The sequence below is a fragment of the Parabacteroides sp. AD58 genome (assembly GCF_023744375.2).
Taxonomy (GTDB): domain Bacteria; phylum Bacteroidota; class Bacteroidia; order Bacteroidales; family Tannerellaceae; genus Parabacteroides; species Parabacteroides absconsus.
The window spans coordinates 1,425,766-1,445,306 of sequence record NZ_CP146284.1; the positions used below are offsets into that span (position 1 = coordinate 1,425,766).

A 19,541-nucleotide genomic window follows, 5' to 3' on the forward strand; every position below is an offset into this window, starting at 1 on the left:
CCTCCATAATTTGTATTTGTGCGACGGTCCTCCGGCATTACACAAGAAGCCCAGCATTTGGCTAACGCTCATGTCAAATATGCAGCAATCATTGATATAGCCGCCCTACGGATCGGCAATTGCGGACGGGCAAGTAGTGATGCTATGGGAAGATCAAGGAAAAAGAAGCTGGAAGAAATGACTGAGCTGGAAAGGCTCCAGCAGGAAGTCAAAGGATTCAGTACCGAGGATGTACTGTTAAAAAAGTGAAGACTTTAGTAGAAGTAAGGGAAGCCAGTCTGCATGAGACTGGACGGAAGTTATCCAGAAGCTAAGGCTGGAACATAATCTTGATATCCTCTTCAAGAAAGCATGGATGACCCTTACGATGTTCAGAATGGTGTTTACAATAAGGTCTATACTGGAAGTGTATGTCCAGTATACTGACCGGAGGTGCACTATCAGCTTTTGAGATGCCAAAAGATGTTTGATGGCATTGAGTTGTCTTTATTTGATTCTAAATTCTGCACCCATAAACCACTTTTGGGAAGAACCACTGAAACCTACTTCCTTGATTACTTTATAAATTCCCGGCTTGTTGTCGTTGACAACTGGGCGAAGTCTGGCCTTAAAGTGGGATGTACCTCCTTGTTTCAATCCATGACCAAGGTCATTCCACACGCCGCCATCATAGAGAAATACCCAGCGATTTCCCTCTTTGCGCACGACATGGTATTGTTCTCCAAAAAACAAGATACCAGGATTATTATTGGTTAATTCTACCGATACGACTTCAGTACCTACCGGATAGACAGGCAGTTCGGTTCGCATGGTTACGTGTAAAGTGTCGGAAGACGCAGATTGGGTAAAAGGCACGTTATATCGTATTGCGCCATGACTGACTGCCGAATAACTTACGACTTTTCTTCTGAACATTTCTTGAAAATGAGGGGTATTATTCATTAAGCCCACATAAATCGTATCGCCATCATCATTTTGAATCCAGGTTGAATGAATGTTTTGCGCTGTGGTATCGTTGGAGACCATTCTGTTTTTTCTCCAATAATTGTCAATTCGTTCACGAAGCCTTTTAACTCCTTTCTTATCAACCAACTCAAATTCCGCATAAGCGACTTTCGTTTCTCTATTGAAAGCCTTGTAAATACGATATTTGCCCGGTCGATTAGGGATTTCGGAGGTATAGAGTTCAATAGTCTGCTCATGGGTTGGGTTTTCTGGTACAAAAATCCATAATATATTGTTGATGATCGGATTGGTTGGTAAAGTCTCCCAAGTATTCCTCTGCTCGTCGAAATAGGCAAGGCTGTAGCTTTCACCACATTCATATTCGTGATGGGAGAGATTGGTTATGATTACTTTTATTTTCGTTGTTGATAAGGGGTAATAATCATATTCAGTCCGCATGGAAAGAGAATCAGAGTTGATAGCTTGCCCCGTAGGAATATCACGAGGAATGGGCTTAAGTTTATATGTCATTGTCCCCGAAAGCTGTTCCTGCTTCTCGGATTCTTTTATCGTAACTTCCTGTTGATTGTCCGATAAAAGTTCTAAGGTATCATTCTTTTCGACTGTATTGTTTATGGATGCTTCTGAAGCACCCTCTACTTTCTGTTTTGACTTGCTTGCACAACCTACTATGAAAATACAAGTTAGAAATACAATCATCGTTTTCATGACATTAACGATTAAAGAGTGAAACGGTATGATTACAAAATAAACAAAAATATTTGATATTAGACGATTATATAACTCTTCATACGCAACTTTAACTATGATTGAATCAAATTGAGGCTAAATGAATAAAGCCCGGTAAAATACCGAGCTTTGTTCCTGTCTAAAAGAGCCTCTTGATAATGTTAAACTGTCCAACTTTTCGGGTTCATGTATAAAATCCGTGTATGTTTCATGCTGTCAGATTTCAGAAGACCAGAAAACTCAGGATGCACAGGAGGATGGCCAGTGCCACAAGCAGACAGGCTACACGGTAGAGGAACCTGAAGAATCCCCTGAAACAGATGATGGCTACGGCGGTCCATACGGGAGATATGCCGTGTGTATAGAGCCAGCTGAAAATGACGGCTGCCGTGACGGCCAGTGCGAGGGTTCTTGCCCATCTGCTGCCCGCTATCTTTTTGATGTGTTCTTTTGCTTTCATAATCTTCATGTTTTAGTGGGAATGCCATTCCCGTTTTCGGGGGCCTTCTTGCAGTCCGCCTCCACAGGCAAGGTTTTCGGGAAAAATACCGGAGCGCAGCGAGGATGATTTTTCCCAGAAACCGCCAGGCCCGACCTTGCCGGTGGAAACGGGCGGGCTGCGACCTTTGCCCCGCGAATCGGGATGGCTACGTCATTTCTTCTTTTTCCCGTTTTTGGGGAACGAAAGTGTCAGGGTGAAGCCGGCGTCAAATGTGACCGAAGCGTCGAAAGCCACGCCCTTCTTCCCTTTGAATCCCTTGATGAGCCGTGTGGAGCCGGAAGAGAAGAGCTGTTCCAGATGCTGGTCCGTCAGTTCCTTGTTCAGGAACCTGCGGTACACGGTCAGTCCACACCCTTTATTGTCGCAGCGGGCAATCTTCTCCCTGACGATGATATGTCCGGTCTTGCATTTGGGGCAGGTGAACGTGCGAGTAGAGGCTGCCGGAAGGCTGAGGTTCAGGATTTCGCGGGTGGCCTTGCGTGTGTAGTCCGTGATGGAAGCCATGAAAGCCTCGGTCGTGAGCGTGTGCCGCTCGATCTGCAGCAGGGCCTTTTCCCAGCTTCCCGTCAGGGAGACATCCGCCACAAGCATCTCCTTCACCGCCTCGTAGATATGCAGCCCCTTTTCCGTGGGGACGATGCTCTTGCCCGATCGGGTGATGTAGTCGCGCTTGAACAGGGTCGTAATGATGGCGGCTCTCGTGGCGGGCGTTCCGATTCCCAGCTCCTTCACGGCCTCCCGTGCCTGCTCGTCGGCTATCTCCCTGCCGCAGGTTTCCATGGCCGCCAGCAGCGTGGCTTCGGTATAGAGCGGTCGGGGCATGGTCTTCTTCTGGGCCAGTCCGTGGCCTGAAACCGGGACCGTATCCCCTTCGGCAAACACGGCCGTACCCTCGTCGGTTTCCGGCTCGTCATCCTCCCGGTCCTCTTTCCGGCCAAAGATGCCGCGCCATCCCGGGCTGACCACGGAAGAACCCTTCGAGCGGAAGTCCATCCCCTCCAGACGGCACTCCATGAGGAGCATTTCCTTCTCGCAGCAGGGCGAGAACGCCTCCAGCATACGTCCGGCTATCAGCGTATAGACAGCGGTCTCCGCCTCAGAAAGCCCTTCGGGAGCGATGCCGGTCGTAATCAGGGCATGGTGGTCCGTCACTTTCCTGTCGTCCACGCTGCGGGTGTTGAGACGTGCAAGGTCGAGGATTCCGGCGCAGGCGGCGAATCCCGGCATGACCAGGATTCTTTCCAGCAGTCCGGGCACGCAGGCCATCACGTCGTGCGGGATGTAGCGGCTTCCCGTTCTCGGGTAGGAAATGAGTTTCTTCTCATAGAGCGACTGGGCGATGTCCAGCGTCTTTGCCGCGGGCAGGTCGAGATGCACGTTGCAGTCCTTCTGGAGTGCCGTCAGGTCGTAGAGCAGCGGCGGCTGTTGCAGGGTTCTCCTGCGTTCCACCTTCGTGACCGTCGCACGGGAATCGGAAGAGATACGGCGGTAGGCCGTCTCAGCTTCCTGTCGGTCACTGAAGTTCGCCGTGTGGAAGAAGCGGCGGTGCGAATCCCCGTTCTTCAGGGTGACGTGCAGCTGCCAGTACGGTGTGGAGACAAAGCTCCGGTTCTCCCTGTAGCGGCTACATATCATGGCGAGCGTCGGCGTCTGTACCCGTCCGATGGAGTTGTTGGACGAGCCGGAGACGATGGCCAGGGCACGGCTCGCGTTCATGCCCACCAGCCAGTCGGCCTTCGCGCGGCTGTCGGCGGCGGCATACAGGCTGTCGTACTCCGTACCGTCTTTCAGTTCCTCCAGCCCTTTCCGTATGGCCTCGTCGGTCAGCGAGGAGATCCACAGGCGGCGGAACGGTTTCGTACATTCCAGGAAAGTGTATATCCAGCGGAAGATAAGTTCCCCCTCGCGACCGGCATCGGTAGCCACGATGATGCTGTCACACTTGGAGAACACGCTGTCGATGACCTTCAGCTGTTTCGTGGCGGCGATGTCCGTGACCATGCCCCTGTCCGTGCGTATCTGGCGGGAGACCAGGCGGAACGGTACGGGCAGCATCGGCAGCTCCTCCGCCGTCGTTTTCGTGTAACCGTAAACGTCCGGCATGGCCAGCGACACGAGGTGTCCCAACGCCCAGGTTACCATGTATCCGTTGCCGGAACAGTAGCCGTCATTTCTTGTATCAGCCCCGACTACACGGGCTATGTCCAAGCCTACGCTCGGTTTTTCTGCGATGATTGCTATCATAATGTTCGGATAAAATTAAGGCCGTTTCCCGTTTTCCATGGGAAGACAGGAAACGGCGGTAAGACATCGGTTTACTTGATAAATGTTTTCAGGCTATCTGCCCAGCGGCGTCACGCCCTGAATCTCCAGCAGCGGCGCCTCGTCCTTGCGGACCAGCTGGAGCGTGGCGTCCATCACCACGTCCACGCCGAGTAGTACCAGTTTCAGGGGCATCACTTTCGTCTTTTCTCCCTTGAGGAGGGTGTCCAGCTCACCGGAGAGTTCCAGCTCGTCCTTCATGATGCCGATGTCGTGCAGTTCGTCCCAGTTCACGTCTTCTGCCTTGAAAGGCATGTCGTTTCCGTTTTCCTTTTTCATATTTCTTTCTTTTTTGATTCAACATTCATTTTTCAGTTGCCCGTCATCAGGAAATGCTGGCTCCCTTTGACTTGCGGTTGCCCTGTTCCTGTCGCTGATTGTTGGCCACCACGTTGCGCTGCGAGGCGTCACGCTTGCGGTCGGGATTCTCGTTGTAGAAGTCCAGGCGTCCCTGGTTGAAATTGGCCTTGACGTACTGCGAGATAGTCTTCCCGTCATAGCCCTTGATGCCTTCCACCAGCACGGCCTTTCCACTTTGCAGGTCGGCACGCTGCTTTCTTGTCAGAGGCACGTCCCAGACCTTTTCGGGAATCTTGAAGTCGGCCCGCTGCTCGAATCCGTCGGGTGTGCGGGAGTAGCTCAGGCGTCCCGTCTCCAGGTCGGCCTTGATGAAGGAGGAGAATTCCTCTCCCTTGCGGTTCACCATGTCATTGAGGAAAATCACCTTGCCTTCACGGAGCTGCTGCTGTTCCTCCGCCGTAATTTTCACTCCGTTGATTTCGTTGGGGATATAGATTTCGCGTGCGCCTTCCGGTGAGTCCGGGTTGTAGCGGGTGTACGACGGACGTCCCGTCGCCTCGTCCAGCTTCACGTAGGAGGAGAACACCTCGCCGTCCTTGCGCTGCATGCCCTCCACGAAGATGGCCTTTCCGGCATTCAGGTCCTCGACCTGCTTCTGCGTCAGTTCCACGCCCCCGAGTGTCTGGCGGTTGAAGAGCTTGTCGTTCTCGAAGATGAACTCGACGCCCCTGCGCTCGGCGTTCACCTGAATGAAGGCGTTGAACTCGTTGCCGGACTTGGCGATCATGCCCTCGACATAGACCTTCTTGCCTTCACGCAGGTCGTTCTGCTCCTGCTCGGTCAGTTCCACGCCCTTGATTTCCTTTGGGATGAAGGCATTCTCCGCTTTCATGGCGACCACCTCGTTGGTCAGCTTGTCGATGCTGATGAAGGAAGGGATGTATTCCCCGTTGCGTCCTTTCAGCTCCACGACACGCCCCATGTTTCCCGTTTCAAGCAGGTTCTTCTTGTCCTCGTCGGAGAAGATGTGTCCGAAGTACGGTCGGTCGAGGTCGGGCTTCTGCCGGATACCGTGGATGCCGAGCACCACTTCGCCCGCCATGGACTGCTGGAAGGACAGACGTGCATCCGTTCTCAGGACGGCCGAGCCGAAGTTCATGCTGATGGGCACGACCTGGTTGGTCTTGTAGCCCTTGAGCATCTGTTCGAGCAGTCCGCGTTCCTGGAGGTATTCACGGGAGATTCCGAAATTCTTGAGCTGTTCCCAGTTGATCATGGACTCGTTGTAACGGTACTGGGGGGACTGGGTCTGCGGCTGGCTGTCGGCTGCGGCAGCCTGCTGCTGGGTTTCATTTTTCTTTGCCATTTCTTCTTGATTTTTTTGGTTGATACTTTGGTTTTCCTTGTTGCGCGGAACAATCTCGTACTGCTTGAGAAATTCCTCCACGGCTTTTGTCTTCTTTCCTGCGGCGATGTCCTCGATGGCCTGCTGCACGGCAGGGTCGTCCAGCCTGTCTTCCTTGACGGAGAGGATTCCGAAGCGTGTCGGGTCTTTCAACTGGCTCCAGAAGTTCTTGATGAAGTTCTCGAAGGCGTCGGCATAGCGGTCAATCTTCAGGAAGGAATTGCGGTGCTGCTTGTCGGCGGCTACCGTGTTGAATTTTCCGTCCTTTCCGATTTGAGATACCGCTTCAAGAATCAGCTCCATCTTGTCGAGGATGAACACGATGTCACTCATCTGCTCATTTTCGGTGACCTGCGGTTTCGGGGGTTCTTCCCTTGCATTTTTTTTTGCCATAACATTTGATTTTTAGTGTTGATAACTCATGTTGTCACTGCAAATATATAGGAGAAAATTTGATAAATAATTGATTTGCAATGCGTTAGGATATACATTACATCATGTGTCATCACATTACACCGCAGGCCGGAGAAAACGGAGCGAAAATGCGTGAGAAAACGGCTGGAAAGGAAGAAAAACAAGGGACGGAAAAGGAAAGGGAAAAGACGGGAACATGCCGGACAGACACGGGCGTGGCGGTACGCACTACCGCACGGAAGAAAAGGAAAAACTGTAATTATGCAGAGTTGGGAGCGAGCTGCTTTTGTCCCCCATTGATGTGTCCTTTTGTGACAGGAGGCGGATTTCTGTTTACGGGAATAATCGGATCGCGTAATCCATTGGGAAGGCATACGGGAGCATGGTTCTCCCGCCAGATTCTTTTTTATGTTGACCTGTATCTATGCGTCGTAGGTCGCTTCGCTTGCTAAGTCCCGGTCCTTTCCTCAACTCGGACGGCAATACCGGAGCGTTTTTTCGGGCGGAAAATTACCGCAGGGAATTTTGTGTCCCGAAAACCGGAGGCTTGAACGTGGAGGTATTCGCCCTCCGAGTTAACTTCTCTGAAGGGACTTATCAAGTGAAGCGGGGCTTATGACCGTATGTTTTTGAATAAGGATTGCAGAAGCCTATCTGTCTGTCATTTCATTTAGTCTGTCGTGGAAATCAGAGGTATTCAAACGACACCGTAAAAGAAAAGTTAATCGAATGATTCTGAATAATTTCCAATCATTATAAAGATAGTCTGTCTTTTATGAGAGATTATATGGAATGTTTCATATCTTTGTAGATAGCCATTGATTTACAATATCTTTGGCGATAATTCGGAAATAATAGTACTAACCGTCAGACAAAAGAATAGTCATGGACAAGAAGGAATTAGAAAAACAGTTGATGCGATTCTCTCATTTGGGAGTTACTCATTCAAAGAATGGCGCATTGTTTAATTTTATATTGTTTTTTTTTCTTATAAGTTGTTCACCAACCAGTATTAAACTGGTAGATGACTACTATATATATTCTCCTGACAATTATTATGCTACACATTATTTAAAATGTAAATTGTCAAGTGATCATGACCCTGTAATCGATAGTGTACGTGCAGTTTATTGGAATGATTCAACTATAATAATTAGACGCAAAGGGAGAATGTATAATTGGTGGGTTATAAAATCATCTGGTGAAAAATTGAAATGCTGTAATAATGATTCAATAATCGGGCCTGTTTCAGAGCATTTTGTAAAGGCTTATATGGCTAATACAAAGTTTAATAGGCTCGTTTTTAACTAAAACTTGAGAGTGTAAAAAATGTATTAGACTATCATAATTATAGATACAGATTCTATTTCAATTGCCTTTGCATTGGAGGTCTTAAATCATAAAAGACTGGATTTGTTTATATACAATTCCCAGCTACAAGACTATAAAGATGAAAACTGTACGTTACTGAAACAATCTAAATAAATCAACTGGATTATTAGGAGATTATATCAGGATCAAAGAAATGGAATAGTAATGCTTGGCAATTCAAATAATATTAAATTATCATGTCACTACGTAAGGCCTTATATTTGTTGTTATGCTTATCGGTATATGTTATAAGTTTGTTGGCTTTCTTTCCGAATAAGAAAGCAAACGATTATTCGCTTGTATCGAAAGATGATTATATGGGATATCTCTATTACAAAACTTCCGATTTTTATGAAAAATACGATGCAGATTCTATCCTGCTAAAAGACATATCATTTGTCTTTGATATGGGTGTTTCCATTGATTTGACATCTATAAATTATGAATTTATGATAATACGGCAAGGGGTAATTTATAGAGGTCCATTTGAAGAAAATATAACAGTAAAGAATGTTCCGTTCATAATGGACAACAATCTTACAAGAATAAATACCATATCTTTTGCTTTATTGGATCATACCAACAAGCAAGTATATACTTGGTATAAAAAAGAATCTTATAATTTGTACAAGCACGACAAATATTATATTAGACTTAAAGATGATGGAGAGTTTTCGCTTACCAGTTCTCTGTTTATTAGGCAACTTCAGAATATATATAAGTTAATAGATAATTGAGAAATAATCTGTTACCTTCTGCGCAATCCAAAGCCATACAAACTAATACCTATCAAGAATATAAGAATAGACATTATTCGAATGAAAGTAAATATTTTATAGTTCTCGATAAGATGAGTACGCCAGTTGGCATTGTTTATTTTCTCTGCTTTACAGAAAAGCTCCCCTTTATCCAACCGATAGGTTTCGATACCTTGGTCCGTCATGCAACGAATATACAGGGTTGAATCCTTGACTGAATAATCTTGAATCGATTCAACGAGGGGACGTGTTCCGGCCTCTTGGAAACCGGGACCTAAAATTTCCAATTCGTCTTCTCCGGTTATATAGAGATTGTAGTATCTATCAATCATGATGGAAACATCTTGCGGCAGGCGAACCGGATTAAAAATTATCGGACTTAGTCCATAATATCTGCCGTTGTAATCAGCCACTAAAAAAAAGTACACTGGCAATGGCAATGATTGTCAGGCCAATAATGGGGCGGGCTACAATTTCTCTGATCCGTTTCATCCGTTCAGAAAAATAGAACAAATAAAAGAGTAACGCAAGTAATATTATTATTGAAATCGTTGCCATATTGCCATTGTAATATTTTCAGTATATTCAAATCGGTATTTGTATCATTTTTTTAATGACGAGCTTTTTCACCAACATGATATATTATAATCAGTTTGGTTATATATGAGATTACGCATGAGAGGATTGGTGCAACGATTACCCATAGTAATATTAGAATTCCTACCAATTCATTATTAGTAATATATGTACCCACATCAGGCGGTAAATTTGCCGGACGACCTCCTATGTCATGCCAGTCCCACACAAAACCGAACAAGACAATGACAAGAATCACGGTTGTGACGAGAAGCATATATCCTGCCAGTTTCCACCATTGGTTGCCTTTGTATAGTTTCCACGCCATAATACCACCGATAAAAAACAGGGAGCAAAAAGCTGCACCAAGATATATGAGGAACAACCGGTGAAACAAATGGTTGGCCCACAAAATGACCATACTGATGGCAGAACAGATAATAACCACTGCTTCATAAAGCCAAAATTGTTTATCTCTCAGTTTCATTGCGAATTCCTTTATTTCAATAAGTTAGTCATCAGTCTTGTGATGTTTCATTTTTGTTGGCTTATTTCTTTTTACGCCAAATGAGTTTTATACTCCGTTTTCCGGTCTCTTTTTCAAAGTCGAGAGAATCCAGGGGACCTATGAGACTTTTCCTTATAACAGAATAAATATTACCTTGATAATAAATATCTCCGAATATTGAAGGATTTTCTGTATCAACCGGTATGGACTTATCAATAATCCAATAGTTAGATACTTCACCAGCAATAGTATCTTGAGGAAGAGTTTGATGAAACCCTGATCGTGTTTTCGTCTCAACTACAATCCAACGATCATCAAAACCGTATCTTGCTGTACCAAAAGGTATGACATATTCGGCAGGCTTCTCATCGATCGGCTGATAAATAATTTCACCGTCGGCACACAAAATATAATTACTACCCAAATTTTGTTCTATATCCCAATTTTTGAGAACTGAATTGAAATACAAGCCTAAACTGGCTATGAGAACAAATCCGACAAGCAACTTTAATAGGATTTTTGATTTATTCTTTGCCATAAGTCATGCTCTGTTAAAATACATTTTCCCCTTATTGTTTTCCATACATTTTTATCAAATATTCCTGTAACTGGGGAGTCTTATTGCCTGAATAAATACGATTTTTATCAAATATCGTCCAACTCTCAGAATCAGGAAAATCAATTATTTCAAAACTATTAGGGTCTGCACCTAAGATGATGGAATCCTGAAAAAAGACATGATGTGCGTCTTTTCCATAATTGAAATCACAACTATTGCACTCCTCTTTTTCCCCATATCTGAAACCATAATTTTTGATTGGTCTGAATGTGGCTACATCCACATCAGGAAGTGACAAGGTATTCCACCATACATGCTTCTTGTCTTTATACCAGTTTTCTCCTACACATTCAAAAGTAGCGGCATCAGCATCAGGCAAAATGTAAAAGTCAGCGTCATAAATTGAAGTGCCATCTGTGTACATTAACCTACCTATTTTATTCAAACTATTATAGTCCTTTAATTGAGTGGGTCTTTCACCTTTATATACTCTAAATTTGTCCTGCCCAATATTCCAATCCACTTCTTTGAATGAACCGGGATCCGCATTGGTTACAACTTTATTTTCAAAATATACTCGATTCTTATCCACTGCGTAGTTTCCACTATGGTTTGTTGAAGTTTTTGGAGCAGGATGAAAAGTTTCATAGTCTATCCCTGAAATACTTCCACCTGGCAAAAAGTAACCATTATACTGATCCTTTGCCCATTGCGTCTGCCAGTCGTTATCTTTTCCTAATAGGACAAATGAAGACTTATCTTTTACTGTTATTGCTCTGCCTTCCCAATAATAATCATGTTTGTCTTCTGACAGATAAGTGCTGAGGACTTTAAATGTAGCCGGATCTGCACCAATGATAATTTTTTCAAATGAATACACATAGTTTTTATCACAAGCGTAAGAGTTATTTATAGCTCTGAATGTTTTTCCGTCAGCTTTTTCTATGATTTGACCACAATAAAAGGCATGCACGTTATCTTTTCCATAATCATGGGTCAGAGTCACGAATGTCTTTGGATCCGCATTTACTTTATAAGACTGATGTCCACGACCTTCATCCCACGTATGCCATCTAACTTCTTTACCATCATTCTCATATCCGGTAGTACAAGATGAAAGTAAAAAGAAAGTTAATGATAGTAATATCATAAATGAAACGGAAAATTGTCTTAAATGGTTGAGCATATTAATTATAATTTATGTTCGATTGAAGAAAGTCCAGAAAGCCATAATAGATTATCCTTACATATGTTCATAAGGTATGTTATAACTACCATAGCATTTTCCATATTTACAAAGATAACTATGAAGCATCGTCTGTACAAAAATAAATAGTGTTTTTTATTGATTATCAATAATATTGTTGATTTCATGTATGTATGCTCCATCCATGGAACGGATTAAGCATTATAGCGTATGATTCGTCCGGTTTGCCATGATAGAGCACTCCTCCGACAACTCTTGTCCGTCCGTCGGGAGTTCGTTCGGCGAATCCGAACGAATGGGGTGCGAAGTCCCGGTAGAGTTCAATTTCATATTTCCCGTTCGAGTTCTTTTCCCACTGTTGCAATCGTTCGATGCATTGTTGTAAGGTATTGTCATCTATACTTTTTGCGTATTCCATCTCCTTGTTATAGTGTTCCTGACATTTAATTATCATATTCATTCGTTTTTAGTTATCGATTCAGTTCTTCATATTCACCGAAGCCGAAACATCCTGCTATGACAAAATCTTCCCCGTTTTTGTCAGCAAGCGACAGCAAGTCAAAACTTTCAGTATATTATATTTTATCATTTCGCCATAAATACAAACGAAGATTCAACTAAATATGTGATTCTGAATAATTTTCAATCATTATAAAGATAGTCTGTCTTTTATGAGAGATTATATGGAATGTTTCATATCTTTGTAGATAGCCATTGATTTATAATATCTTTGGCGTTAACTTGGTAGAAATAGTACTAACCAAGAATAATCATAGATAATTTAGGAGATGAGATGTATTTTGATAATAATAATCATATTCATTACCTATTCCTTTCAAATAGTGAAAGGCAATGAATATGTGCCACAAATGGTTGATAAAGAATCAGCTATTATCATACGAACAGATAAAAAAACATATTTTTCTGTTCAATTATTTTGTAGATTTACAGAAGAAGGATTTTATAATAAATCTCTTTTTGTTGAAAAAAACAAGAAAACTATTGCAAAGATAAAATTCCCTTCTTCAGAAGATATAAAGAATTTTAGTGTGAAAATAAAGAAACACAGAAAAGGGGTAATACTTGAATGTTTTTATGGAGGAGGTAACAATTTATACAGTCGTCATTTTTATTTTAAATGCGATAAAGATGGTATGTATTTATATAAAATTATAGGGACACATACCACACCGAACTCTGATAAGCCAATGACTGATAAAAAATACATACAACCTCAAATTGATATAAGTGATTTTGATATTGTAAATTATATAGATAACACTCCGTAATTTATTGTATTTAGAAATATTGGTGTTAATCCCGATAAATATAAGCAATCATGAAAGCAATAATGAAACAAATAATAGTATATGAATTATGAAACTTTTTTTATATCTAATCGCGCTATTTAATGTGCTTCTATCATGTTCTTGTTCATCACGTATTTCATATGAAAATTATGAAAATAAAAAATACAAAATTACGCTCAAACAAAAGTCCAATATCATTGTAGGTTTCATTATTTCAAATAAAGAGACAAACTCTAAACTGGCTTTTACTCCGTCATTAATTATGATTGATGGAGAAATACCTGAAGGAAGTCTCAGGTCTGATTATAATAGTACAGATGAAACAGAGCTTTATCAATGCGATTCTACATATTGTATAGATACAGATTCTATTTCAATTGCCTTTGCATTGGAGGTCTTAAATCATAAAAGACTGGATTTGTTAATATGCAATTCCCAGCTACAAGACTATAAAGATGAAAACTGTACGTTACTGAAACAATCTAAATAAATCAACTGGAATATAGGAGGAAAAGCAATAAGAATGAAAATATGATAAAAGCATGGATAACAGATTATTTGGGGGCATTATTAAGATTTACATAAATATGTTAAGAGGAAAAAAGTTATATATTCAAATTTTCTCACAGGTGTAAATACGCCTCGAACAAAAGTAGATAAAGCATTGTATGATAATAATTATGGCAAGAATAGAATGTGGTGTGCCGTTTTTCTCTTAATCTTAGCTGGTATTTTAGGAATATGTTTTTCTTGATATACTATGATTATCAATAGTCGTGATTTACTCATAAAAACAAGGAAATGAAACGTGTTACTAATAAGGAACTTATAAGTGTCATATTGATAAATATTGGCTTATTAGCAGCTGCTGTCTATATGTGGCTCATATACGACCGTAGACAAACGATAATCCATAGTGAGGAACCAATACAAAATTATTCTGTACTGGAAGTTAATTGCCGCCGTAGAACTTCATCATCCATACTCATAGAGTTCAATGGAAAGCAATATTATGTAGCAGTTGCCAGAGATAAATGCATACAGTTTGATCCACAAAAAATAAAACTCTTTTATGACAAAGAAAGAGATAAAGTTTATGAAGAAAGTGGAGCGGTGGTAAGACATTTAGTACCTAATTTCATTCTATATTTATGCTCGTGTATATGGTTGTTTGTCGTAATAAAAAAAAGACTTAGTAGTTGATTAGACATTTGATTATCATATTTATTTCTTTTTATTTTGCCTGTATAGTTCTTCATATTCACCGAAGCCGAAACATCCTGCTATGACAAAATCTTCCCCGCTTTTGTCAGCCAGCGACAGCAGGCTGTCTAAAGTATCGCAGTGGAAGAAGACTTCATCATCCATTTCCGTATCGGAATCCATGTTCAGGACGATTCTTGCCTCCAGCGTTTCCATGGTGTCATTCCAGCGTATGACACATTCGAGAAAATACGGTTCATGTCCTTTTTCAGTTAGGTGCTCTTGATATTTTTCACGGATTTCCTTCTTGATTTCCTCCGGCTTCTTCCAGGCACTGTCGTCCACAATTTCAAGGCTCAGTCCCTCGACAAGCAGGCACGTGCCTCTGTCATATACCATCAGTGTACGTTTTCCCATGTGGCTTTTTCTTTTGGTCTCCCAATCGGGAATGTCCCATCGTTCGGTAGTCCATACTCCCCGGTAATCCTCCGGGACTGCGAGATATTCGCTCAGTGTCATTCTTTTCATCTTTCTGTGTATTTATGGTGAAACAAAAAGAACCTTGCAGGTCTTGCAAGGCTCTCCAAATGCGGGATAGCGGTCAAACTCGTTGCAGGCGTTCCAATCCACGCTCATCGTGTATCCTTTCGGGAAATGTGTGCCGACAAACTTATCAATCATAGCCCGTTCCTCTTCGTTCAGGCTGCCATCCTCTTCCGTTCCGTATTCCAGGGCATATATGGCCCATTCGGGGATGTTGTCCCATTCCGTCTTTTTCATGTGCGCTGCCATAATATACCGTTTATGCGGCGGAAAGTCTGCCGATTATCTCCTGAAGTTCCTGTTCCCATTTCCCATCACCATTGCCGAAGGATGGATAGGTAAGCTGGTACCAGTTGTGGTAGTCGAAGAGTTTCATTCTTAGCGGATAGTAGTCGAACATTTTCCGGCCGTCCCTGAAGATGCGGATATGGTTTATACCCACGTTCATGGCCTGTAGTCCGTGTCCGTTTAGAATCTCATGGAATCTTTCCATCGGGGTGAAGTTGCTTCTGCTCATATCTTTTATTTTTTTTGAGTTAGACATCTGCGGCTTGTCAAGCCGGTATTTTATTTCTTGCCTGCCTTTCTGTCCCGTGCCGGATTGTGCAAGGCTTTGCGAAAAAATACCGGAGCACTCGGGCGAGGATGATTTTTTCAGCAAACCCCGGAGGGGCCCGGCCTTGCACGATCCAGCGGGCACGGGACGACCTTTGCAGGCGGAAATAAAACAGCGGTCTCCGCTTTCGTCTATTCACCGTCATTGTTTCCCTCTCCCTCTTGCTGCGGGATGAGGTGTCTCAGTTCCGGATCATTTTTTATTCTTTCCATTTCTTCTTCTATTATCTGCAACACGTCCGCCTTTATCTGCGAGTAGTTGCGGTCAATCTGTTGCTGCATGATGTCGTTTCCGTCCGCGTCCCTGAACTCGTTGATGACAGGGATTTTCTTGTAGGCTTTCATTTCTTCCGATACCTTTGCGCTGTCCACGATGATGCGGGCATGGAAAATTTTCTGGTCTATCTCTTCTCCGAAATTGTCTGCCACGCTACCCACGAATGTGCCCTGCGAGAGGTTGGCTATCTTGGAGGCGGGTATCAGGGAATCGAGCTGCGTGTTGATGGAAGTTGAAGTGTCCTGACGGTTGATGGATATGGACTGCCGCTGCTGGAGTATCTTGCCGAACCGTTCCGACAATGATTTTGCCGTTTCTCCGACCACCTGTCCGCTGAAGATGTTGCCCACCGTGTTTTGGATTACCTTCGCTTCCTTGTCGCCGTAGTCGCGTGCCAGCTGCGAGAAGTCCTGGAAGCCAAGACAGACGGCCACCTTGTTGCTTCGGGCGGTCGCAATCAGGTTGTCGATACCGCGGAAATAGATGGTCGGAAGCTCGTCGATGATGATGGAACTCTTGAGCTGTCCTTTTTTGTTCACGAGCTTCACGATACGGGAATTGTACAGTCCCAATGCCGCAGAATAGATATTCTGGCGGTCAGGATTGTTGCCCACACAGAGGATTTTGGGGTGTTCGGGATTATTCAGGTCAAGGGTGAAATCGTCCCCTGTCATTACCCAATAAAGCTGTGGTGAGATCATGCGTGAAAGCGGGATTTTCGCACTTGCTATCTGGCCCTGGAGCTGGTCTTGAGCTCCGCCTTGCCAGGCATCCATAAATGGGGAAAGGTAGTTTTCGAGGGACGGATACGAGGTCAGAATCGTGAAAATATCCGCATACGGCTTGTTAAGAAATTCGATTGCATGAGGAAACGTACAATACTTTCCATCTTTGTAAATCCGTAAATACCAGATAATTGCAGCGAGCAGAATAATCGGGGATTCCACGAAAAAGTCACCCTGTTTCTGTATCCAGGTCTTGTTCAAATTGAGCATTATCGTGTAGGCTGATTCGTAGGCATCGCTGATGTCTGCCATGAATCTCGGATTGATCGGATTGCAGCGGTGGCTGCGTCTGGGGTCGTCGAAATTGATGACGTAGAATTCCGGTTTGACCTTGTAACTCTGCCTGTGTTTGAGCAAATGGTTGTAGGCTATCTCCGAAAGGTCCGGAAACTTGTAGTCGTAGATATACATGGCAAAGGATTTCTCGATCTGCTGTTTGATGTAGTTGTTCACCACGGCATAACTTTTTCCCGAGCCCGGGGTTCCCAGCACGATGGAGGCTCGGAACGGGTTCACGATGTTGATCCAACCGTCCCATTCCTTGCCCTGATAGACAAATTTCGTGGGCAGGTTGACGGAATACTCGTTTTCCATAAGCCTGGTTTCCTGCATGAAACTTTCGTTGGCGGTGTTGAATACGTCTTCCATGAGGTTGTGCTTCAGCATACGGCTGATCCATACTCCCGACATGAGCAGGAGAATGTAACCTGCGGTGAGCGTCAGCGTATATATGGCCGCATTCACCGTCGGGTTGAACGGCAGGTCGAGCATCCACCAGTTCATGAAGAAAAGGACGATGCCGTCGAGGAAGGCGGCGTATATCTTCCGCCACGTCATCTTCTGGTTCTTGACCCCTTTCGTACCCAGGCACGAAAGGCCCAGGAATATGAAAGCGAACACTTTCGTCACAAGCAGGTTGCTGAACAGTCCTGCCGTCCTCTGGAAGTTCAGCAGGATTCTGTCCACGACTCCGATGTTGATACCCATGTCCACGAATGTCCCGTAGCAGAACCAATAGACGTGGATGACAATAAACACGATGGAAATGGCACGCATGAACTCCATGACCTTGGCCAGTCCTCTCAAATCATCTTCTTGTTGCATAACTGTAAAAATTTTGATGGTTGGTAATTGACAATCAGGATATGCCGCGTGAACGGCGTTTTTTCTTCTTTTTCTTGCGTTGCAGTTTGCGGGCGAGTGCCTCCTCCTGCGGGTCAGGACCGTTGATGTCGGGACTGAATATCCCGAAAGCCTGCTCGATGGTACTTTCCATGCTGTCGGAAAGGCTTTCCCGGGTGCCGGCATATTGTCCGGGAGCTTCCTGTTCCGGAAATTCCTGCGGCCTGCTGAAAAGCTGTTCGAAGGCATTGGCAGAAAACTCCTTGCCCAGACGGGAGCCGTTATATACCTCACGGTTCTTGTGGTCGATGAAGGTTACACCGTAGATGCGGCCTTCCTCGTTTTCCCTGAACACCACATTGATGCCCTTTTCCCTGAGAAGCCGGATGAAGTCTTCCCGGTTTCCACGGCATCCGTGCATGGCCAGCGCGACGGTGTCATGGATTTTCGGCTGCCACTTCCGGTTCCTGAAGTCACGGACATTGACGCCAATCCTTTTTTCTATTCCTTCGTAGCCGAAGCGCTTGCCGATGAGTGAAGATTTGATGGGCGTGCATACCGGCCTGCCCGTATCGTCTGTCAGGGTATATACGATACCGTTGTAGGGTGAGCCTTCAAATTCTCCTCGAACCTGTTTGGCCTCGATGTTGAAGCATGAGAGCATGGCGCTGAACTCCCCGAATGTCTGGAAACGGTAGGCGGTGAACACGCTCTTGAGGATATTGCCGACCTGACGTTTCACGTCCCCGTCCCGGTAGTCCGCTTTCTTTAGATACGGTGCCAGCAGTTCGTTCCGCTTGTCTGCCACAGGTTTGAGCCCGAATTTGTTTTCCAGTTCCCGGCAGGCTTTCATCGAGCGGTTCCATTCGTATGCGTCACTGATTTTCTCGCCGTTCTCCTTCACGCAGGTGGAGACGATATGGACATGCCTGCGGTCGATGTCCTCATGCAGATAGACGATGTAGGGCTGGTCGCCGTAGCCCATCTTCTGCATGTACTCACGTGCCAGTTCCGCGAACTGCCCGTCCGTGAGGCGGTCGTCCACCGAGGGATTCAGGGAGATGTGCAGTACCGGCTTCTCCGTGTTCCTGTTGGCGGCGAGGTAGCTGTCGAAAGCCCACAGCGTCTGCTGCATGACATTGTGGGGATTTCCGGTGAGGTCGGTAATCATGCGGTTGCCCGCGATGATACGGGCGGTTGCCTCGTCCACTTTACGCTGGTTGTAGATGACCGCCCCGTAGAGCGATACACCCCGGTTGATTTTAGCCACCATTCTGCTGTTCCTCCTTCCTTCTTTTTATAAGGTATTCCTCCTCGAATTCCCGGGTAAGCATGACAATTCGCTTGCTCAGTACCACCAGGTCAATGGTAGCTTTCTCCAGGTTTCGGAGCAGGGCGAACGCCCGTTTCTCGCCGAAATTGGACTTGACAGCCTTCACCGTCTGGTTGTAGTTGTTGCCGATGGCCTGGAACTGGTGATAGAAATTTGTAAGTCTGATGTAGTAGTCCATCGCAGCCTTGTCGATTCTGACGACCTTCATTTCACGTCCGAAAATCATCGCCTTGATGAATCTTGCCCGTTGTTTCATCCCGGATTTTTCAAACAGCAGCTCGAAATTTCCGTTCTCTTCCGAAGTCAGTTTGATACCGTAGCGGAATACTGCCGGGTCGGTCTTCGGTTTTCTGCCCGTGCTTCTTCTTGTTCTTCTTTTACTGTTTTCTTCCATACGCATTGAGATTTTCTGTTTCTGATTTTACGTCATGGATTTCCGACTTTGGAGGAAATCCCTCCCGAGCCTTCAGGCGAGTGGCAAGTTTGTTTTGGGATGCCCGAATCATTTCGGGCTGCCCAAAACACAACTTGCTATGTTCGCTTGAACATGAATTTGCCTGAAGTCAAATTGAGTTTTGACCTTCAGCCTCATTCTTCGGCTTCGGGATAGCTCCATCCGGCATCCATCCCGTTGTCGGTGGCAAAGTTACGGCGGTATATTTATCTGTAAAACAGAGGATTATATGTAACAAGATGTCATACGGTGACAAGGGTCGTCACCGTCTCCGGATGATGG

At 44.7% G+C, this 19,541-nt stretch carries 23 protein-coding genes; 7 read left to right on the plus strand and 16 right to left on the minus strand.

The genetic code is table 11. From position 1 onward, the window contains the following. Positions 1-18: 18 nt before the first annotated feature. Complete coding sequence (locus tag NEE14_RS06145; RefSeq protein WP_251967105.1) at positions 19-249, plus strand: hypothetical protein; 231 nt, start codon at positions 19-21, stop codon at positions 247-249. Between the two features lie 237 nt (positions 250-486). On the opposite strand, the gene NEE14_RS06150 is transcribed toward NEE14_RS06145, so the two are convergent. From NEE14_RS06150 to NEE14_RS06170, 5 genes are all read right to left on the minus strand, one after another. Further along, positions 487-1,674 (minus strand): immunoglobulin-like domain-containing protein, encoded by a 1,188-nt coding sequence (locus NEE14_RS06150; RefSeq protein WP_251967104.1) that lies wholly within the window; start codon positions 1,672-1,674, stop codon positions 487-489. Positions 1,675-1,918: 244 nt separating this feature from the next. Continuing rightward, on the minus strand, positions 1,919-2,155 hold the full coding sequence (locus tag NEE14_RS06155) for a hypothetical protein (protein WP_029327266.1): 237 nt from the start codon (positions 2,153-2,155) through the stop codon (positions 1,919-1,921). Positions 2,156-2,347: 192 nt separating this feature from the next. Further along, entirely contained in the window at positions 2,348-4,441 is a 2,094-nt protein-coding gene (locus tag NEE14_RS06160; RefSeq protein ID WP_251967103.1) for a type IA DNA topoisomerase, read from the minus strand. 93 nt (positions 4,442-4,534) lie between these two features. Beyond that, positions 4,535-4,798 carry a DUF4099 domain-containing protein gene (locus NEE14_RS06165; RefSeq protein ID WP_251967102.1) on the minus strand — a complete coding sequence of 88 codons (264 nt, stop codon included), beginning with the start codon at positions 4,796-4,798 and terminating at the stop codon, positions 4,535-4,537. A gap of 46 nt (positions 4,799-4,844) precedes the next feature. Then, positions 4,845-6,617 carry a DUF3945 domain-containing protein gene (locus NEE14_RS06170; RefSeq protein ID WP_251967101.1) on the minus strand — a complete coding sequence of 591 codons (1,773 nt, stop codon included), beginning with the start codon at positions 6,615-6,617 and terminating at the stop codon, positions 4,845-4,847. A 104-nt stretch (positions 6,618-6,721) separates the two neighbouring features. Here NEE14_RS06170 and NEE14_RS06175 point away from each other — a divergent pair, with 104 nt between their 5' ends. From NEE14_RS06175 to NEE14_RS06185, 3 genes are all read left to right on the plus strand, one after another. After that, entirely contained in the window at positions 6,722-7,090 is a 369-nt protein-coding gene (locus tag NEE14_RS06175) for a hypothetical protein (protein ID WP_239496970.1), read from the plus strand. Positions 7,091-7,523: 433 nt separating this feature from the next. Next, positions 7,524-7,949 (plus strand): hypothetical protein, encoded by a 426-nt coding sequence (locus tag NEE14_RS06180; RefSeq protein WP_251967100.1) that lies wholly within the window; start codon positions 7,524-7,526, stop codon positions 7,947-7,949. 257 nt (positions 7,950-8,206) lie between these two features. Then, entirely contained in the window at positions 8,207-8,746 is a 540-nt protein-coding gene (locus tag NEE14_RS06185; protein WP_251967099.1) for a hypothetical protein, read from the plus strand. 11 nt (positions 8,747-8,757) lie between these two features. Here NEE14_RS06185 and NEE14_RS06190 read toward each other — a convergent pair whose 3' ends face one another. The 5 genes from NEE14_RS06190 to NEE14_RS06210 all read right to left on the minus strand — a co-directional run bounded on the left by NEE14_RS06190 (position 8,758) and on the right by NEE14_RS06210 (position 12,071). Further along, on the minus strand, positions 8,758-9,099 hold the full coding sequence (locus tag NEE14_RS06190) for a hypothetical protein (protein ID WP_251967098.1): 342 nt from the start codon (positions 9,097-9,099) through the stop codon (positions 8,758-8,760). Between the two features lie 278 nt (positions 9,100-9,377). Next, the gene (locus NEE14_RS06195; RefSeq protein ID WP_251967097.1) at positions 9,378-9,830 is read right to left on the minus strand and encodes a hypothetical protein; all 453 of its coding nucleotides are present in this window, start codon (positions 9,828-9,830) and stop codon (positions 9,378-9,380) included. A 61-nt stretch (positions 9,831-9,891) separates the two neighbouring features. Next, positions 9,892-10,389 (minus strand): hypothetical protein, encoded by a 498-nt coding sequence (locus tag NEE14_RS06200; RefSeq protein WP_251967096.1) that lies wholly within the window; start codon positions 10,387-10,389, stop codon positions 9,892-9,894. 31 nt (positions 10,390-10,420) lie between these two features. After that, positions 10,421-11,596 carry a DKNYY domain-containing protein gene (locus NEE14_RS06205; RefSeq protein ID WP_251967095.1) on the minus strand — a complete coding sequence of 392 codons (1,176 nt, stop codon included), beginning with the start codon at positions 11,594-11,596 and terminating at the stop codon, positions 10,421-10,423. A 184-nt stretch (positions 11,597-11,780) separates the two neighbouring features. Beyond that, on the minus strand, positions 11,781-12,071 hold the full coding sequence (locus tag NEE14_RS06210; RefSeq protein WP_057282046.1) for a DUF4120 family protein: 291 nt from the start codon (positions 12,069-12,071) through the stop codon (positions 11,781-11,783). 415 nt (positions 12,072-12,486) lie between these two features. On the opposite strand from NEE14_RS06210, the gene NEE14_RS06215 reads away from it, so the two are divergent. The 3 genes from NEE14_RS06215 to NEE14_RS06225 all read left to right on the plus strand — a co-directional run bounded on the left by NEE14_RS06215 (position 12,487) and on the right by NEE14_RS06225 (position 14,130). Continuing rightward, on the plus strand, positions 12,487-12,906 hold the full coding sequence (locus NEE14_RS06215; RefSeq protein WP_251967094.1) for a hypothetical protein: 420 nt from the start codon (positions 12,487-12,489) through the stop codon (positions 12,904-12,906). Positions 12,907-12,994: 88 nt separating this feature from the next. Continuing rightward, on the plus strand, positions 12,995-13,417 hold the full coding sequence (locus tag NEE14_RS06220) for a hypothetical protein (protein WP_055172693.1): 423 nt from the start codon (positions 12,995-12,997) through the stop codon (positions 13,415-13,417). 311 nt (positions 13,418-13,728) lie between these two features. Then, positions 13,729-14,130 (plus strand): hypothetical protein, encoded by a 402-nt coding sequence (locus NEE14_RS06225; protein ID WP_251967093.1) that lies wholly within the window; start codon positions 13,729-13,731, stop codon positions 14,128-14,130. Between the two features lie 21 nt (positions 14,131-14,151). Here the strand turns inward: NEE14_RS06225 and NEE14_RS06230 are convergent, their stop codons facing one another. The 6 genes from NEE14_RS06230 to mobA form a co-directional block, all read right to left on the minus strand. Continuing rightward, positions 14,152-14,658 carry a hypothetical protein gene (locus NEE14_RS06230; RefSeq protein WP_251967092.1) on the minus strand — a complete coding sequence of 169 codons (507 nt, stop codon included), beginning with the start codon at positions 14,656-14,658 and terminating at the stop codon, positions 14,152-14,154. A gap of 12 nt (positions 14,659-14,670) precedes the next feature. Continuing rightward, on the minus strand, positions 14,671-14,922 hold the full coding sequence (locus NEE14_RS06235; protein WP_251967091.1) for a DUF6926 domain-containing protein: 252 nt from the start codon (positions 14,920-14,922) through the stop codon (positions 14,671-14,673). Between the two features lie 10 nt (positions 14,923-14,932). Continuing rightward, the gene (locus NEE14_RS06240) at positions 14,933-15,190 is read right to left on the minus strand and encodes a hypothetical protein (RefSeq protein ID WP_057282044.1); all 258 of its coding nucleotides are present in this window, start codon (positions 15,188-15,190) and stop codon (positions 14,933-14,935) included. A gap of 230 nt (positions 15,191-15,420) precedes the next feature. After that, positions 15,421-17,454 (minus strand): conjugal transfer protein MobC, encoded by a 2,034-nt coding sequence (gene mobC, locus NEE14_RS06245; RefSeq protein WP_251967090.1) that lies wholly within the window; start codon positions 17,452-17,454, stop codon positions 15,421-15,423. A gap of 34 nt (positions 17,455-17,488) precedes the next feature. After that, positions 17,489-18,745 carry a conjugal transfer protein MobB gene (gene mobB, locus NEE14_RS06250; RefSeq protein WP_251967089.1) on the minus strand — a complete coding sequence of 419 codons (1,257 nt, stop codon included), beginning with the start codon at positions 18,743-18,745 and terminating at the stop codon, positions 17,489-17,491. Further along, positions 18,735-19,205 carry a conjugal transfer protein MobA gene (mobA, locus tag NEE14_RS06255; RefSeq protein WP_251967088.1) on the minus strand — a complete coding sequence of 157 codons (471 nt, stop codon included), beginning with the start codon at positions 19,203-19,205 and terminating at the stop codon, positions 18,735-18,737. The genes mobB and mobA overlap by 11 nt, the downstream gene beginning before the upstream one ends. Positions 19,206-19,541 lie beyond the last annotated feature (336 nt).

What these genes read in the sequence shown, in the direction of transcription:
- NEE14_RS06240 (WP_057282044.1), bottom strand. Translation starts at nt 15,190, where the DNA reads ATGAGCAGAAGCAACTTCACCCCGATGGAAAGATTCCATGAGATTCTA.
- mobB (WP_251967089.1), bottom strand. Translation starts at nt 18,745, where the DNA reads ATGGTGGCTAAAATCAACCGGGGTGTATCGCTCTACGGGGCGGTCATC.
- NEE14_RS06205 (WP_251967095.1), bottom strand. Translation starts at nt 11,596, where the DNA reads ATGCTCAACCATTTAAGACAATTTTCCGTTTCATTTATGATATTACTA.
- mobA (WP_251967088.1), bottom strand. Translation starts at nt 19,205, where the DNA reads ATGCGTATGGAAGAAAACAGTAAAAGAAGAACAAGAAGAAGCACGGGC.
- NEE14_RS06230 (WP_251967092.1), bottom strand. Translation starts at nt 14,658, where the DNA reads ATGAAAAGAATGACACTGAGCGAATATCTCGCAGTCCCGGAGGATTAC.
- NEE14_RS06180 (WP_251967100.1), top strand. Translation starts at nt 7,524, where the DNA reads ATGGACAAGAAGGAATTAGAAAAACAGTTGATGCGATTCTCTCATTTG.
- NEE14_RS06150 (WP_251967104.1), bottom strand. Translation starts at nt 1,674, where the DNA reads ATGAAAACGATGATTGTATTTCTAACTTGTATTTTCATAGTAGGTTGT.
- NEE14_RS06190 (WP_251967098.1), bottom strand. Translation starts at nt 9,099, where the DNA reads ATGATTGATAGATACTACAATCTCTATATAACCGGAGAAGACGAATTG.
- NEE14_RS06220 (WP_055172693.1), top strand. Translation starts at nt 12,995, where the DNA reads ATGAAACTTTTTTTATATCTAATCGCGCTATTTAATGTGCTTCTATCA.
- NEE14_RS06235 (WP_251967091.1), bottom strand. Translation starts at nt 14,922, where the DNA reads ATGGCAGCGCACATGAAAAAGACGGAATGGGACAACATCCCCGAATGG.
- NEE14_RS06155 (WP_029327266.1), bottom strand. Translation starts at nt 2,155, where the DNA reads ATGAAAGCAAAAGAACACATCAAAAAGATAGCGGGCAGCAGATGGGCA.
- NEE14_RS06165 (WP_251967102.1), bottom strand. Translation starts at nt 4,798, where the DNA reads ATGAAAAAGGAAAACGGAAACGACATGCCTTTCAAGGCAGAAGACGTG.
- NEE14_RS06170 (WP_251967101.1), bottom strand. Translation starts at nt 6,617, where the DNA reads ATGGCAAAAAAAAATGCAAGGGAAGAACCCCCGAAACCGCAGGTCACC.
- NEE14_RS06195 (WP_251967097.1), bottom strand. Translation starts at nt 9,830, where the DNA reads ATGAAACTGAGAGATAAACAATTTTGGCTTTATGAAGCAGTGGTTATT.
- NEE14_RS06160 (WP_251967103.1), bottom strand. Translation starts at nt 4,441, where the DNA reads ATGATAGCAATCATCGCAGAAAAACCGAGCGTAGGCTTGGACATAGCC.
- NEE14_RS06200 (WP_251967096.1), bottom strand. Translation starts at nt 10,389, where the DNA reads ATGGCAAAGAATAAATCAAAAATCCTATTAAAGTTGCTTGTCGGATTT.
- NEE14_RS06210 (WP_057282046.1), bottom strand. Translation starts at nt 12,071, where the DNA reads ATGATAATTAAATGTCAGGAACACTATAACAAGGAGATGGAATACGCA.
- NEE14_RS06215 (WP_251967094.1), top strand. Translation starts at nt 12,487, where the DNA reads ATGGTTGATAAAGAATCAGCTATTATCATACGAACAGATAAAAAAACA.
- NEE14_RS06175 (WP_239496970.1), top strand. Translation starts at nt 6,722, where the DNA reads ATGTGTCATCACATTACACCGCAGGCCGGAGAAAACGGAGCGAAAATG.
- NEE14_RS06225 (WP_251967093.1), top strand. Translation starts at nt 13,729, where the DNA reads ATGAAACGTGTTACTAATAAGGAACTTATAAGTGTCATATTGATAAAT.
- NEE14_RS06185 (WP_251967099.1), top strand. Translation starts at nt 8,207, where the DNA reads ATGTCACTACGTAAGGCCTTATATTTGTTGTTATGCTTATCGGTATAT.
- mobC (WP_251967090.1), bottom strand. Translation starts at nt 17,454, where the DNA reads ATGCAACAAGAAGATGATTTGAGAGGACTGGCCAAGGTCATGGAGTTC.